11 protein-coding genes are annotated in these 15,326 nt (G+C 51.1%); all 11 read right to left on the minus strand.

What is annotated here, in order from left to right; translation table 11 throughout:
* Positions 1 to 204: 204 nt before the first annotated feature.
* Positions 205 to 810, minus strand: a complete 606-nt coding sequence (locus MKQ70_RS25000; RefSeq protein ID WP_248081635.1) for a FecR family protein — start codon at positions 808 to 810, stop codon at positions 205 to 207.
* Positions 810 to 1,085 (minus strand): hypothetical protein, encoded by a 276-nt coding sequence (locus tag MKQ70_RS25005; RefSeq protein ID WP_248075105.1) that lies wholly within the window; start codon positions 1,083 to 1,085, stop codon positions 810 to 812. Before MKQ70_RS25005 ends, MKQ70_RS25000 begins: the two co-directional genes overlap by 1 nt.
* A 64-nt stretch (positions 1,086 to 1,149) precedes the next feature.
* Positions 1,150 to 1,380 (minus strand): sigma-70 family RNA polymerase sigma factor, encoded by a 231-nt coding sequence (locus MKQ70_RS25010; RefSeq protein ID WP_308199534.1) that lies wholly within the window; start codon positions 1,378 to 1,380, stop codon positions 1,150 to 1,152.
* A complete protein-coding gene (locus MKQ70_RS25015; protein WP_248075106.1) occupies positions 1,272 to 1,748 on the minus strand; it encodes an RNA polymerase sigma factor in 477 nt (158 codons plus the stop codon). Before MKQ70_RS25015 ends, MKQ70_RS25010 begins: the two co-directional genes overlap by 109 nt.
* Positions 1,749 to 1,895: 147 nt before the next feature.
* Entirely contained in the window at positions 1,896 to 4,283 is a 2,388-nt protein-coding gene (locus MKQ70_RS25020) for an ABC transporter permease (RefSeq protein WP_248075107.1), read from the minus strand.
* A 212-nt stretch (positions 4,284 to 4,495) separates the two neighbouring features.
* Positions 4,496 to 5,146, minus strand: a complete 651-nt coding sequence (locus tag MKQ70_RS25025) for an alpha/beta hydrolase family protein (RefSeq protein WP_248075108.1) — start codon at positions 5,144 to 5,146, stop codon at positions 4,496 to 4,498.
* Positions 5,116 to 6,834 (minus strand): TolB-like translocation protein, encoded by a 1,719-nt coding sequence (locus MKQ70_RS25030; RefSeq protein WP_248075109.1) that lies wholly within the window; start codon positions 6,832 to 6,834, stop codon positions 5,116 to 5,118. The genes MKQ70_RS25025 and MKQ70_RS25030 overlap by 31 nt, the downstream gene beginning before the upstream one ends.
* A 204-nt stretch (positions 6,835 to 7,038) precedes the next feature.
* Positions 7,039 to 9,594 (minus strand): T9SS type A sorting domain-containing protein, encoded by a 2,556-nt coding sequence (locus tag MKQ70_RS41490; protein WP_248075110.1) that lies wholly within the window; start codon positions 9,592 to 9,594, stop codon positions 7,039 to 7,041.
* Positions 9,492 to 10,694, minus strand: coding sequence for an SGNH/GDSL hydrolase family protein (locus MKQ70_RS25040; RefSeq protein ID WP_248075111.1), 1,203 nt, complete (start codon positions 10,692 to 10,694; stop codon positions 9,492 to 9,494). The genes MKQ70_RS41490 and MKQ70_RS25040 overlap by 103 nt, the downstream gene beginning before the upstream one ends.
* A 233-nt stretch (positions 10,695 to 10,927) precedes the next feature.
* Positions 10,928 to 14,881: a T9SS type A sorting domain-containing protein gene (locus MKQ70_RS25045; RefSeq protein ID WP_248075112.1), complete on the minus strand. Its 3,954-nt coding sequence runs from the start codon at positions 14,879 to 14,881 to the stop codon at positions 10,928 to 10,930.
* Between the two features lie 5 nt (positions 14,882 to 14,886).
* Positions 14,887 to 15,210, minus strand: coding sequence for an SGNH/GDSL hydrolase family protein (locus MKQ70_RS25050; RefSeq protein ID WP_248075114.1), 324 nt, complete (start codon positions 15,208 to 15,210; stop codon positions 14,887 to 14,889).
* Positions 15,211 to 15,326: the final 116 nt, after the last annotated feature.

The raw sequence follows: 15,326 nt of genomic DNA on the forward strand, positions 1-15,326 counted from the left end.
TCTACCAGTTTAAATTTTAGTTGATACGTGTATTAAAAAGTTTAAGTGAAAGCAAGCGGATACTTTCTATCCGCTTTCCGATTTGGTGTGTTTGTTTGCCAGGAGTGTCCTGTGTTCTTAAAAGGTCAATAAACTTCTCCCTTTCGGAGACTTTTTTTTCTCATAATCAAAGTTGCAGTAAGCAAAAAAAAGTAATAAGCAGATTTAGTTTTTTGGTTTAAAAATCAATTGTTGATCTTTCTTCTCAATATAAATATTCATGGTAATTGATAAGGCCTTCGCAAACTGGTCAATGTCGCGGGCAGACAAGTCACCGCTGATACCCCGGCTGTTCAGGGATTCGTCGGCGATCACTACTTCATAACCAAACCGGGTGCGAATCAATTCCGTGATATCCGCCAGCGTTGTATTGTCAAAGTGATAGCGGTGGTTGCGCCAGTCTGCGATTTGCTCCACGTTGGTAAACACCTTATGATAATTTTTCCTTTCTGTTACCTGTACCTCGTCGCCGGGACTCATCAAATACGGCCCGGGACGCTCTTTACCGGTAAGCTGTACCTTCCCTTCTTTAAGCGATACCGTGGTTTTCTGCGTCAGCACATTGACATTGAACTTGGTTCCCAGTACTTCCACATCTACACTTTCGGTATGTACGATAAACTGTGCATTGCCGGCACCCGGCTTTTTCGTGATCTCAAAATACGCTTCCCCTTTTAGCCACACGGTGCGGGCTTCGCGGGAATCCCAGACTTCGGGTACGCGGAGCGACGAATTTGCATTCAGGTACACCACGGAACTATCCGGCAGCATCACCTTTTAATTTCGCCATAGGCAGTGGCGATGGTGGTGGTGCGGGAGCAATAGGCCATGTAGCCTAAATAACTACCCGCGGCAAGCACTAACAAAACCGACATCGCAGCCACAACACGGCGCAGGCGGACGCGCTGCCTGTCGGCAACCGGCGCCGCGGTGATGCCCGCTTCCACATTATTCCAGCTTTCCTTCGTCAATTCCTCCGGGACCGGCTTTCGCCTGAACCGGATGGGTAAAGCTCCATCCTTTCCTGGCACGGAACGCTCGTCCATATTTGCGTGCTTTTGATAGTAAGACACCGAAATATCCTGCGGGATACCCCTTTTTCGAAAAATTTTAGAAAATATTTCTCGCAGCCAGCCAAACCGGCCCCAGTAGCGAGAATGAAGATATGAGTCCGCGTAATTGTTTCAGGGCTTTTTGCATCACGTTCAATACCGACTGGTAATTAATGTCCATCACATCGGCAATTTCCTCGTAGGAAAGCTCTTCATAATAATACAGGTAGATGACTTCCTTTTGCCGTTTTGGGAGTTCGTTGAGGTAACGGGCCAGCTTTTCCCGGATATCCTGCTGCTGTTCGGCGGCAACGATAATGTCTTCGGCAGAAAATTCAATGTCGGGTTCGGAGGGAGTAGAATCTGCAGGCGGCGCAGACTGCGAAGCTGGTTCAGTGCCTGGCGGCGGAGCGCTGTCAGGAAAAAAGCACGCACGTTTTGCAGGACGCCTATCTTCTCTTTCCTGAACCAGATTTTAATAAACAACTCACGGAGCACGTCGCCGGCCAGTGCCTCGTCGTTAAGCATGGCAAAGGCGTACCGGTACAATACCGGGTGCAGCAGTTCATGAACGTGTGAATAAGCCATCGTATCCCCGTTCAGCACCGCCTCCCACCATATACGTAAGTTGTCGTCCGTACTCAGGATCTCTGACATGACATTTAGGCCAAAGCTAACAAATCGTTATCCTGTAAAATAAGCAATAGAAATGATTTTTACGGTAGGATGGGCTAAACGGAAAAAGAAAACCGGGAGCTGTTACGCCCCCGGCTTCTTTTCTTCTGCTTGTGAAATTGGCGGGTATTATTCTGCTTTAAGACTTTTAACGGGGTTTGCCAGTGCAGTGCTGAGCGCACGGCCGCCTACGGTAATCCAGGCGATCATCACAGACAATGCGATGGCGGCTAAAAAGATGCCTGCACCTAGATGAATGCTGAACTCAAAATTTTCGAGCCACGAATTCATGAAATACCCCGCCAGCGGCGCGGCAATTACGAAGGCGATCATGGTGAGCATGGTAAACTCACGCGAGAACAGATAGAGGATATTCCCTACAGAAGCCCCCATCACCTTGCGGATGCCCATCTCCTTTTGCCTTTGTACGGCCATAAACGATACCAGGCCGTATAAGCCGAGGCAGGAAATAAAGATGGCAATGCCGGCAAAGATTTCGTATACGGTAGCCGTTTGCTGTTCTTCGCGGTAGAAGCTGGCCACCTTATCGTCGAGGAACTGGTAGCTGTACGTGTAATCGGGATAAGCGGCGTTCCAGTGTTTCTCGATGTAATCCATGGCGGGTTTTACATTGGCCGTAGCGAGGCGGATGTTTAATACACCGTACTGGCGCAGGTTGGACGATAACAAAACCGGCGCGATCGCTGAATGCAGCGAGCTGCTATGAAAATCCTTCATTACACCTACTACCGGCGCTTCCATCCTGCCCCATAAATTGATTCTTTTACCGATGATGTCCTGCGGACTTTTTAATCCCAGTTTATTTACCAATGATTCATTTACAATAAACTCGCGTACGGAGTCCGATGCTGTCGTGAAATTATGCCCGGCCACAAAAGGTATATCGTACACCTTAAAGAAGTCGCCGTCCGCCCACTTGATCGTAGTAGCCCAATCTGTTTCCCCAACAGTATCGTAGCGGAAGCCGGACCACCAATGTCCGTAGTCCGATGGTGTAACAGAACTGGCGCTCACCATCGTAATCCCCGGATATTCCAGCAGCTGCTGGCGCAGCACGGCTATCCTGGAGCGGCTGACGCTATCCGGCGGGACGGGCACATTTACTACTGATTCTTTATTGTAACCCATAGGCGTACTGCGGAAATAATTCATTTGCTTCAACACCACCAGGGTGCCAATGATCAGCCCCTGTGCGATCATGAACTGGAATACAACGAGTACGCGGCGCAGGGACAGACCTCCGATGGTGCGGGTGGTAATCCTGTTTTTCAATGCCATCACCGGGTTAAAGCCCGAGAGCACAATAGCCGGGTAGAAGCCCGATAAAATAGTTACCACCAATGTTATCCCTATGAGGAACAGCAGCAAAGGCAGGATATTAGCAACACCGAGCCGAACGCGTGTGTCGATCAGGTCATTCACGAAGGGAAGCGTGATGATGGCAATGATAGCGCCGATAAACATAGCCGTAACCGTAATGAGCAGCATTTCGCTCATAAACTGGACGATTAGCTGGCGGCGGGTACTGCCCAATGTTTTGCGTACGCCTATCTCGCGGGAACGGCTCACCGCCTGTGCCGTAGCCAGGTTGATGAAGTTAACGCAGGCAGTGATCAGCAGGAAAGAGCCGATCAATATTAAAACAAGCCGGCTGTTAGCCGTAACGATCGTATTACTCAGGTTACCATAACGGTCGTCGAAATGCACTTCGCTGATGGGTTGCAGCAACGGCGTACGCTTAGAGTCGGGTGTGTGCCGCAGTATCAGCGCCCGCATTTCGCGGCGCGCCAGTTCTTGCGATACGCCGGGGCGCAGCTTCACGTACAAATTAGAGCCGCTGCTTATACTCACCCAGTCATCAAATCCGCCGAAATAGGTATTACGATGGCGAAAAGCCATCTGGATATTGAAGTCTGTATTAGCGGGTGGATTTTCTATAATGGCCGCCACTTTACAATCCTGGCGGTTGCGATAACGGAAACCTTTACCCAGCGCGTTCTGCCAGCTACCATACATACGTTCGGCGGTGGCGCGGCTGAGGATGGCATTATTCGGATCGGACAGCACATTTTTATCACCGGCCAGGAACTTAAAGCCAGTCATGCTGAAGAAATCCGGGTCCACGAAAAACACATTGTCCTGCGAAAATTTCTTGGGCTCGCCGCTGCCATCCCTGATGAGGATCTGGTCGCCACCAGTCGTGGCCACGCCGCTTACATATTCGAACTGCGCGAGTTCCTGTTTAAAGGCGCCCGGCCAGGGTAATGATACCGCATCATTGAGGTTAGGGCCATTGGAGCCGGTATCCGCTACCACTACACGGTAAAGACGGTCGCGATCCGGATGGAAATTATCAAAACTCAACTGGAATTGCAGCACCAGGAAAATGAGCACGCAGGCAGCTATGCCCGTGGCCAGTCCCGCAATATTGATGATCGCGTACGCTTTGTTGCGCTTCAAATTGCGGAAGGCGATCTTTAAATAGTTCCTGAACATTTGGTTTTAGGTTTGGGTAAGCTATGCCTGCATCCCGTATACCAAAATCTTTCTACCTATTAATGAACACATTTAGATATTATCTAAATCATATACATGTTCGGTAATGAACGCCGCGCGTCCGGAATTACGGCTTGGCAGCTACGGATGCTTCGTCAGCTACAGACCGTTTTTATAGGTCACGGCCAGAAAACGGTTTTCATAGATAGGTGTCATTTTAGGGGAAAAAGCCGGGCGATATGCCCGGCTCTAAAGGTTATTTCGCGTCTTTCACGTATTTCATCAGCCATTGGTCCATTTCCCACAGCATGTGCAGTACACTTTCTTGCGGCATAGCCATGGCTTTCCTGCGGCAGGAATACCAGCCGTACCGTTCCGCCATTGCCTTTAATGGCATTGTACAACCTTTCGCTTTGAATCGGGAAAGTACCGGAATTGTTATCCGCTTCACCGTGGATCATCAGCAAAGGCTCTTTAATTTTATCGGCATAAGAGAAGGGAGACATTTTATAATATACCTCGGGCGCCTGCCAGTAGGTACGCTGCTCGTTCTGGAAACCAAACGGCGTAAGCGTGCGGTTGTATGCGCCACTCCTTGCGATACCGGCTTTAAAAATGTCCGTATGCGCCATGAGGTTCGCCGTCATGAACGCACCGTACGAGTGGCCACCAACGGCCAGCCGGTTCTTATCCCCCACGCCCATGCTGGTAATTTTATCGGCGGCCGCTTCGGCATTCATCACCACCTGCTCAATAAAGTTGTCGTTCGGTTCTTTGTTCCCTTCACCCACGATCGGCATTTCAGTAGCGTCCATCACCGCGAAACCGCGCGTTACCCAAAAGATCGCGGAGCCGTAACCCACACGTGTGAAGCGATATTGCGAACCGCGCACCTGCGCCGCATCGCTCGCACTTTTGTACTCACGGGGTACGCCCACATCAATACCGGTAAACGACCGTCCTTTTCAGGACTGTAGCCTTTCGGCAGGTACAACATGGCCGTCAGGTCCACGCCGTCTTTGCGTTTATACTTCAGCAATTGTTTCTGTACCCCCAGCAGTTGCGGTTGCGGATGGGTGAAGAAAGTAAGTTGGGTTGATTTTTTCTTTTTGATATCGCGCAGGAAATAATTCGCCGGCTCCTCCACCGACTCCCGGCTGGTCACGATCTGCAGTTTTGCGGGGTCGAGCACTTCTACGGTAGATTCATAGTACGGAGCAGCACTGCGCCACAGTATTTTCTGCTTGCCGGTTTCCAGACCAAAAGACGCCAGGAACGGCATATCACCTTCCGGCGATGCACCGTCAGACGTCATCAGCAATTCTTTAGCGGGAGAAATATACAGCACGTTCGTACCGAAGCTGCTCTTCACGGTTACCGGATCGCCGGGATCGTTATAACGGTCGTTATCAGAACGCTCGATCAATGTTACCGGTTCTTTCGCCGGATTAGAAGGATCAATTTTGCTCATCTTCGATTTTTGCAAACTGCGCATGCCTTCGGACAACAGCGCCAGTTGCGCATTGCCCCACATGATGCCACGGTAGCGCATGGCAGTACGCGCCAGGGAAACCGGTTCGCCATCAAAAGGCGCCGCCAGCATTTTTACTTCGTCCCTTATTGCAATACGTTTACGCGGATCGCCGCCGTCCAGCGCCTGCGCCCATACGACAGTAGCCGCTACATCGGCACGCCAGTTAAAGCTGCGCGGGAAACTCACGGTCGCATCAAAACCAGTCGGACGAATTTCATCCAATGGATTTTCCGCGAGCGTTTTTACTTTTTCGCCGGATACTTTCCAGAGCTCTATATTGGTCGGGAACCGTTCTGCCGGCACGAGGTACGAATACGGCTTACGTAACCGCTGCACCAGCAGGTATTGCTTGTCTGGCGACGGCCGCACGGAAGTATAAATACCCGCCGCGCCAATGGTTTGCTCTCCACCTGTGCCAACAATTACCAGTTCTGTCTGAAAATAATAATCGAATAATTTTTCATCATAAGGATTTTTGAGCAGATCCTGGAAAGTGGCAGCCGGAGCAGCTTTGCCACTGGTTTCCTGTACGGTGGGACCTTCGGCCGCCGGCGGCTTCTGCGGCGGTGCACCAATGCCTGCGGGTACCGCCTGCACCAAAATTTTATCATCACTTAACCAGGCCATGGGATTGCCCAGTATCGTATTGATCTTTCTCGTACTTACCTGCGCGGCCACTTTGGTAACCACATCTACTTTCCATAAAGTGATACCGTTGTTGCCCGTCACCAGGAATGCAAAGTATTTCCCGGACGGCGACCAGCTGATCGCACCAATGCGGGCACCGGCCGGCAGGCCCGTTACAGCCGACTGCTTTTTAGTCAGCGGGTCTACTACGGTAATACTCGTATAATAACTACTACGGCTTTGCCCGAACGTAGCGGGATTAATGCGCACACCGGCGAGCCGGTACTCGGGTTGCGACAATTCCTCGATGGTCGGGTAAGTGCTGCGGCCGAGCAGCAGCATCATCGTTCCCCTCTCGTTAAAGCTCACCGCGGGTGTTGGCGCCGCCATGGCCGGTCATAGATCTCCGCGGGAGGCCGCTGGTATTTAAGCTCGTCCTGCGCCCACGCCGGGATGGTTGCGAGCAGCAGGGCTGAAAGCAGTAATCTCTTCATAAACAAATTTGCTTGTGTAAGCGTCCAAGATAAGGAATATAAACAAAACGGGCCACCCGTTTGCCAGGCAGCCCGTTTCGTATGCGATCATTTCGCCTGGTTACTGTTTTATCAGTCTTAGCCTGATATTTCCATCATCTACCAGCACGTAATATACACCCGCAGTCCACTCCGACCCGTCGATGACGGAACCGGCTTCGTAGCCACGGTCGCGGTATTTCAGCTGTCCATTACTATTAAATACATCCACGTTGTGCACGCCGGCCGGCAAACCCAGGATGCGGAAGTTGCCGCTGGTGGGATTGGGAGCAAGTTGCACCGGCTGTACACTTTCTTCCTGAACAGATGCGGCAAACGCTAACCTGGCACCGGATCCCGGCGTTACGGTAATGCTTGCACTGTTGAAGCTGCGAGATGCGGAGTCCTTCAACTGCAGGCGGTAGTAGGTGGCAGCAGTCACCGTAAAGTTATCGTTATAACTATAACTGGCGCCTGTAAGCGTACGACCAGCAGCATTCTGCGTGTTGACGGTCGTCCATGACCAGCCATTGGTACTGCGTTGCAGCAACCATTTAGAAGATTCTTTTTCTATCGTCGTCGTCCAGGAAACATTGGGTTTACCCGCCACCAGTAATGCTGTGAAGGAACCCAGGTTGATCGGCTGCAGCTGCACCGGATCCGGCGCGGCTTTCACGACAGGACTGTAGGTGGCTGCGCCGTTCGTCGTTTCCATTTTCAGACGGTAGAAGAATGTTTGCGAAGGCACCAGCGGATCTTTGTACGCATAGCTGCGCGTGGTGGTGCTGGTTCCTGCGGCGTTGACGAATGAGAGAATTTGCCATACGGAAGAATCTGAACTACGCTGCAACACAAACTTAGCCGTATTGGTTTCACTCGCGGTACTCCAGGCCATGTATGCATCATCGTAATCGCGGGTAACGGAGAAGCTGGTGAGGTTGAACGGACCTGTTGCATAAGCCAGCATTACGGAAGCGCTGTAGAATACGCGGCGTGCGGTGTCCTCCATCTTCAGGCGGTAGTACACGTTTTGCGTATAAGCCGTACTATCCGTATAGTTATAATTGCGTGTGGTGGTGCTGTTTCCGGCAGCGGCCACAATGCGGGCGCTCGTCCAGCTGGTGTTGTTAAAGCTCCGTTCTACCGTAAACTGCGAAGTATTCTTTTCGCGGGTAGTACTCCATTGCACGTACGGGAAACTGCCAACTTTCGTTACGGTTGGACCGGCGTATGTGAACGGCTGTGCGTACAGCGGGTCCGGCTGAATTTTAATACCGGCGCTGTAGGTGTGCACACCGGATGTGTCTTCCATGTGCAGGCGGTAGTACCATACCTGCTGCGTTACATTCTTATCGGCATATGTATAATTAGTTACTGCAGATGCGGTACCAGCGGCGGTTACATTGCCTCTTGCGCTCCAGGCAAGCGAATCCGCACTACGCTCCACGATGAAACGCAGGGAACCATTTTCGCTGGAGGTGGACCAGCTTAGGTTGCGCTGATCATAATCCGCAGCGCCGCTGAAGGCGGTCAATACAAAAGGCAGCACCAGTTTCTCCAGCTTCACGGAATCCGTGTAGAAGGAGCGCTGGCTGGTATCCTCCATCTTCAATCTATAAAACACATCCTCATTAAACACACTGTTATCGGTGAAGTTGTACTGGCGTAAGGTGTTACTGTTACCCGCAGCCGAGACTGTACCCGCCGTCGTCCAACTGGTAGCAGCCAGGCGGCGTTGCACGGTAAAGTGCAGCGTGTTCTTTTCTTTAGTCGTACTCCATTGGAGATAGGGCAAATTATTCTGCCGGCTAACGGCTGGGCCGCTATACGTAAACGGCTGCGCATACGCGGGGTCCGGCTGTACCTTTACGCCGGCGGAATAAAAGTGACGGGAGGCATTATCTTCCATATGTAAACGATAGAAGAAAACCTGCTGCGGTACGGGCTTATCAACATACATATAATAGCGCGGCGTGGAAGAAGTACCCGTTGCATTCACTGTACCCACGGTACTCCAGCTCAGCGAATCGGCACTTCTTTCCAGGTAGAATTTAAGCGCGTTATATTCGGAGCTCGTTTTCCAACCAGCTTTACGCTGGTCCCAATCGGCGGAAACACTAAAGCTGTCCAGCACAAAAGCGGGTTGCGGCTTCAGGAGTTTGATGGAATCGCTATAGAAACTGCGGTTCAAACTATCTTCCATTTCAAGTCGATAATGCACATCGTAACTAAAGCGGCTGTAGTCGGCGGAGGTGTAGTTACGCAACGTTGCAGAACGACCGGCAGCCGGCATCGTATCGATATTTACCCAGCCTGTGCCAGCGCTGCGTTGTACTACAAACTGCCATGCATACTTTTCTCTTTTGGTTTGCCAGCTGAGCTGAGCAGCGGTGTCCGTACCCAGCACCGCGAAGTTTTGCCAGACAAAAGGTTTCCAGTAACCGCTATCGGCCAGTACGTAAATACTGTCTGTAAAGTACTGCCGGCCGGTACTATCGGAAAAATGCAGCCTGTAAAACCGCGCGGTGTCTGATGTTAAAGTATCTGTATAATTGTATGTACGCTGCGTGGTCGAGTTCCCGAATGCCTGCACATCGGCGATCTGCTTCCAGGACGTGGTAGCGGTTTTGCGTTGCACTTTGATACGCCCAGTTTGGTTTCGTACGAGGTGCCCCAGTTGAGACGTACCGTATCGTATCCCGGGGCGCCGTTGAAATACGTGAGGGCGTAGGGTGCAGGCTGCGCATCAAACTTAACTCCTTTCGTATAAAAAAGGCGGTTGCGTGTATCGCGGAGTTTTAAGCGGTAATAGATCGCGGTGGTCTGTGTGCTGTTATCAGTATATGTGTAATTCAGCGTGGCAATATTACTGCCACCTGCATTTACCACACCGATCGAATCCCAGGCCAGCGAATCAACGCTGCGCTGCACGATGTATCTCGACATCAGCCGTTCGCCGGTGGTGGTCCAGCTGACCTGCCGGCCACTACCAGCGGCCGTTACGCCGAGCAACTGCAAACGGATCGGTCCTTTACACAGCGTGTCCGGAATACCTTCTGCCGCCACGCGATCAAACATGATTTTGTGTGCGGCATTGTTCAGGTGAATGCCATCACCATAAGCATAAGTCGGATTGATCGTACCATCGCTATTCGCAAATCCTGTCCAGAAGTCGATGTACTTTGCGCCGAAGCGGGTGGCCAGCCAGTCGCGCATATCCATTAATGGCTGCCGCGGCGCTCCCCACATCTGGTCGCGCGGCTGTGTGGAAGTAACCCATACCGCGATGTTCATCGAATCGGCCGTAGCCCATATGCGGTTAAAGTTCGCCTGCTGCTCCGATAACGGGTAGCCGGAAGCCGCGTCGTTAGAAGGCAGGCTGATTAAAATCGCATCGGGACTGTACTCATTGATCGCGCGGGTGATGTTGATTGACGGATCGGGCGAGGGACGAGAATCTCCGGGAATCACCGGCGGTTTGTACCAGGTAGGTTGTACACTGTAGCTGTTAATGCCACTGGAAGCAATGTTGTACACGCGCCAATCCGGGTGAATGGCTTCCAGGTGGCGTTTAAGCCGGCGCCCGAACGAGCTGTCGATGTGCGATGGGCCGGTCCAGCCGGCAGCAGTGGATGAACCCACAATCACCAGTCTGAAACCTTTGTCGGTGCAGACCTGGGCGTACGTGGAGGCGGTGGTGAGCAATGCAAGCAGCACCAGCGCATAAAATTGTTTCATGCGGAACAAGTTTTGAGGCTCAATAAAAAATCGAAGTTTCCGGGGTTCTTTAACAGGTATGGAAAAATTATTCGTCTAACGAGATTGGGGCAATACGATAAAATTACGCCGACAATCTACCCTAGCATATAGCACATTCATGTGATCACCCTTAATTTTTCTTCATTTCACGGTAAAAAAGCCCGTTCAGCCGAATGGAGCTGAACGGGCCAAGGTGTTAACCAATTTATCTGCTATAGCTTTATCAGGCTGATGCGATACCTGCCCTTACCGAGCACTATGTAATAGGCGCCGGCGGGCCATGCAGAAGCGTTGATTTCCTCTCCGCGATACGCCTTATTGTAATACACCTGTACGCCGCGGCTGTTATACACTTCCACGTCCACACCGTTTGCAAAGCCATTTACCTTAAAGCTGCCACTCACCGGGTTGGGGAACGCAAACACTTTACCAGTGGGCTGTTGCGGGCCGTCAGGCAGGGCCGTGATGAGGGCCACCATTTTCAGTGCGTTACTGAGCGTGCGGGCGCCGGCTTTATCGATCATCACCAGGCGGTAGTATACCCAAACGGTGCCGGTGTTGTATTCGTCAGTAAAGCTGTAATTCACGACTACCTCGGAATTACCGGTAGCCGCTATTACCTTAACGCTCTTCCAGGTGGCTGAATCGGTGCTGCGCTCAATGTCGAAGCTGGCCGCACCGTTTTCGCTGCTGGTGCTCCATTCCGGGAGGCGCGCCGTGTTCTGGCCTTTCTTTAACGTAAAACTTTTCAGGTTGAAGGCGTTGCGATAGCCGAGGTCCGGCGTCAGGACCAGTTGCTGACTGGTGAAATCACGGCCATCTTTGTCGTGCGCGGTTACGCGGTACGTGGCAGGTTTCTCCTGCGTTTCTATGTCGGTATAACTGTATTCGGAAGCTACACCTTTTGCAGGCACCACTGCGATAATATCCCAGCCCGCTTCCCGACTGCGGCCGTTGACTGCGGTTGGTGCTTTGCGCTCTACATAAAAACTATCGAGGTTCCATTCTTTTGAAGTAGACCAGTTGATCACCTGTTTCTCCTTTTGCTGCGCCACGGTAAAGGAAGACAAGCGGACCGGGGTAATATAATTGGTATCAGACGGCAACGACAGTTCGCGCGAATTGAACGTGCGGGCGGATGCGTCTGTCATGACGAGGCGATAAGTTAATGCGCCGGTCAGGTGCGTTTCATCTGTATAAGCATATGTTTTTCCGGTCATGCCCGCTGCCGGTACGGTGGTTACCTGTTCCCAGGCGCCATTGCCCTGCCTGCGTTCAATCGCAAATGTTTTAGTACGGAACTCTTTGGAGGTTGTCCAGCTCAATATCTGCTTCTTATACTCGCGGGCAGCTGAAAGTTCCGCATAACGGACCGGCGTAATAAAGTTGGTGTCCGACCTTACGAACCGCTCATCCGACAGGAAGGCACGCCCAAATACATCCTTCGCCTGGATGCGGTAATACGTTTCCAGTTCGGAATAAGCCGTATCCGTGAATTGATATTCACCGGGACCAGCCGCCTTTACACTATCAATAGCGGTGAGTTTACCGCCGATGATACGCAGGATGTTAAACTGTGCCAGTTTAAATTCTTTCGTCGTGTTCCAGGAAATTACCTGTTTGTCCAGTTCGCGCCTTACACCGTAAGTGGCGTACCGAACGGGGGTAACGTAGTTGGTGTCCATTTTCACCCAGGCTTCGCCGCTTCTTTCGGAGCGATTAAACTTGTCGAATACCGTGATGCGATAGTAAGTTTCCTGGTATTTGTAGGCCGTGTCTGTATAGGCATAGGTCCGGCCCTGCATTGCGATACCGGCGGCGGCTACGGAATCAAGTATTTCCCAACCCAATCCGAAGTTCCTTTCAATGCGGAACTTCACGGTATTCCATTCTTTGGACGTGCTCCAGTCGATGGTTTGCTGGTTACCATCGCGTTTTGCAGTGAAGGCGGCCAGTTTATAAAATCGGGTATAGTTGGAGTCTACGGCCAGCGCTAACACCGGTGACGTGAAGCTGCGTCCATATTTGTCTACCATCTGAACGCGGTAGCTGATATTTTTCTCGCTGTAGGAAGTGTCGGTTGCGGCATAATTGCTTAACGTTTCCGACGTACCTTTTGCGGGCAGTGAATCTATCTTAGTCCAGCCGGTGTTTGCCACGTTGCGCTCCAGCAAATAATGACTCATACGCCATTCTTTGGAAGTGCTCCAGGTAATGGATTGACTGGTAAGGTTGCGTTCCGCTGCGAGACCCGCCAACCGGTAAGGATTAGCGAAGTTGGTGTCTGCGACGATTTTCACCGTGCCTACCAGGAAGGGCGTGCGGTTCAGCGAGTCAATGAGACGCAGGCGGTAATGCACGTTTTTAGTGGTGGTGGAAATATTGTAAGTATAGGTGACGCTGTAACTGCGACCGGTTGGGGCAGTGCCCGCTGCTACCGTATCGATGCCTGTACGCCAGGTGGTGCCGTCATCGCTGCGGTCTACCACGTAGCGGGCGGTTTTCTTTTCGACGGAAGTGCGCCACTCCAATGTTTGCTGGTTGGCGTCCTGTGTGCCGGTGAAGGATTGCAGGCGGTAGGGTTGGGCGTACATGCTGTCGGGAGTTACCAGTAACTTTTCAGCAGCGTAAACGTGACGCCCGGCGCTGTCTTCTACGCCTATCTGATAATACAACGGAATTTGTTGTACACGCAAATCAGTGTGTGTATAATCCCTGATATCGGTCGAGTTACCGGCAGCAGGTTTTGCGCCGATAATATCCCACTTGAAGCCGTCAGCACTTCTTCTGATAACAAATCGTAGCGTCTTTGTTTCAAAGGCAGTCTGCCAGTTTAAAACAACATTACCGAAATCGGCAGCAGCCTCCCATTTATTATATTTAGCGTGACGCGTGCCACCGGGTAGTGTTACGGCCTGAGTATAAAATACACGACCGAGTGTATCTGCCGCAAAAACTTTGTATTGTACGTCCTTTTCGTAAAATACGACGTCATAGAAATCATCCCTCGACGAATGTGCTCCATTGTTATATTGCTGTGATCTTTTGGAGCCAACTGTATCCCATGTCAGCCCATTATCAGCCGAACGAAGCAGCTGCGTGTAGTTCAGGCCTTTTCTGATCGTCGTCGATAGGGCAACATATATTGCCCGGTCGCTATTAATGCTGGCAGTCAGCGAATAAATTCTCCAGGGATTAAAATACATTGTATCGGGCACCACTTTCAGCGCAGTTGAATATCGTTTCACCCCGGAGGAATCTTCTGACTGGATCCTATACCACTTCACTTTATCAGGTGATGCGTCATCATCAGATTTGTACACGTAAGGCAAGCCAGGTGTGAACGACTTTACATCGACCCACTGCGCAGAGTCAAGACTACGCTGTATCAACATGGTTTTCAACTTCCCGATGGTGGGCGTTGACCAATCCATTTTAACCAGGTTAAAATCAGCAACAGCTTTGAATCCTGTAACCTGATAAGGTTGCCAGGACGACGGCGGTGTGTAACCGGTAACAGACACTTCATACCCACGATTGGCATGATCCATTGCTACAATACGGTAATAATAAGCGTTATGTGTTGTCACCAGCTGGTAAGTATTGCCTGCATATGCAGGCCCTTTCGCGGGAATATTCACATGGTCGACCAACGTTTGCCAGTTATCACCATCGGAACTGGCTTGAACATAAAAGTAGCTGATACGGCGTTCGCGCGTGGTTTTCCAATTAAGTGACACACTATTGCCATTATGCAGCGTTGCCGTAAAATAAGCCGCCTCAGAAGCTCCTTTACAAAGCGTATCCAATATTCCCGCTTTCATGACCCTATTGGCCATTAAACGATGGGCCTTATCATTAAAGTGGATGCCATCGCCGCTTCCCAAACTGTCGATGATGGTACCATCATCCTTCGCGATCCCCGTCCAGAAATCAATACACTTAGCCCCAAAACGCGTTTTAAGCCAGTCACGCATCTGCACCAGTGGCACGCGGGAGGCGCCCCACATCGTATCGCGACCGGTCGTAGTGGTTACCCAGAGCGGCACATTCATACTGTCGCACGTCGCCGCTATCCGTTCAAAGTTCGCTTTCTGCTCATCCAGCGTGTATCGTGAGGACGCATCATTGGAAGGAAAATTGACGATTACCGCATCGGCCTTCAATGTATTCAGTGCGTAAGAAATGTTTTTTCGGGGTTTGGCGCCGGACGCACATTGGTATTTACATACCAGGAAGGCTGCACGTTATAAGTGACCGTTCCTGCTACCGCGAGGTTATGCACGGTGGTAAAAGGACTGTTTTCGTCAGAGAAATACTTTTTGACAATATTTACCCACGCGCTGTCGGGTTTACTGGCGCCTGTTCCCGCGGCGGTAGAACTTCCCAAAACCACGATCGAATAAGTCCTTCCCCAACAGTTGAAATTTTGGGCATTAAGAGAGGTAATACCGGCGATCATCATCACCAGCAAAAGTGTAAAAAATTTCTTCATGCGTTGCGTTTATGCGCCGGGAAAACAACGGTATAGGGGTGCATTCTCCGGTTATTCACTAATTGATAAGCTGCGTTACTTGGTTCTTGCACAGGGATGGTTAACAATAATCGGAG

Source organism: Chitinophaga sedimenti, from assembly GCF_023156195.1.
Lineage (GTDB): Bacteria > Bacteroidota > Bacteroidia > Chitinophagales > Chitinophagaceae > Chitinophaga > Chitinophaga sedimenti.

Bases quoted from the DNA above. Each gene is read 5' to 3' on its own strand.
- MKQ70_RS25030 (WP_248075109.1), bottom strand. From the start codon at position 6,834: ATGGCGGCGCCAACACCCGCGGTGAGCTTTAACGAGAGGGGAACGATG.
- MKQ70_RS25000 (WP_248081635.1), bottom strand. From the start codon at position 810: ATGCTGCCGGATAGTTCCGTGGTGTACCTGAATGCAAATTCGTCGCTC.
- MKQ70_RS25050 (WP_248075114.1), bottom strand. From the start codon at position 15,210: ATGAAGAAATTTTTTACACTTTTGCTGGTGATGATGATCGCCGGTATT.
- MKQ70_RS25015 (WP_248075106.1), bottom strand. From the start codon at position 1,748: ATGTCAGAGATCCTGAGTACGGACGACAACTTACGTATATGGTGGGAG.
- MKQ70_RS25040 (WP_248075111.1), bottom strand. From the start codon at position 10,694: ATGAAACAATTTTATGCGCTGGTGCTGCTTGCATTGCTCACCACCGCC.
- MKQ70_RS25005 (WP_248075105.1), bottom strand. From the start codon at position 1,085: ATGGACGAGCGTTCCGTGCCAGGAAAGGATGGAGCTTTACCCATCCGG.
- MKQ70_RS25020 (WP_248075107.1), bottom strand. From the start codon at position 4,283: ATGTTCAGGAACTATTTAAAGATCGCCTTCCGCAATTTGAAGCGCAAC.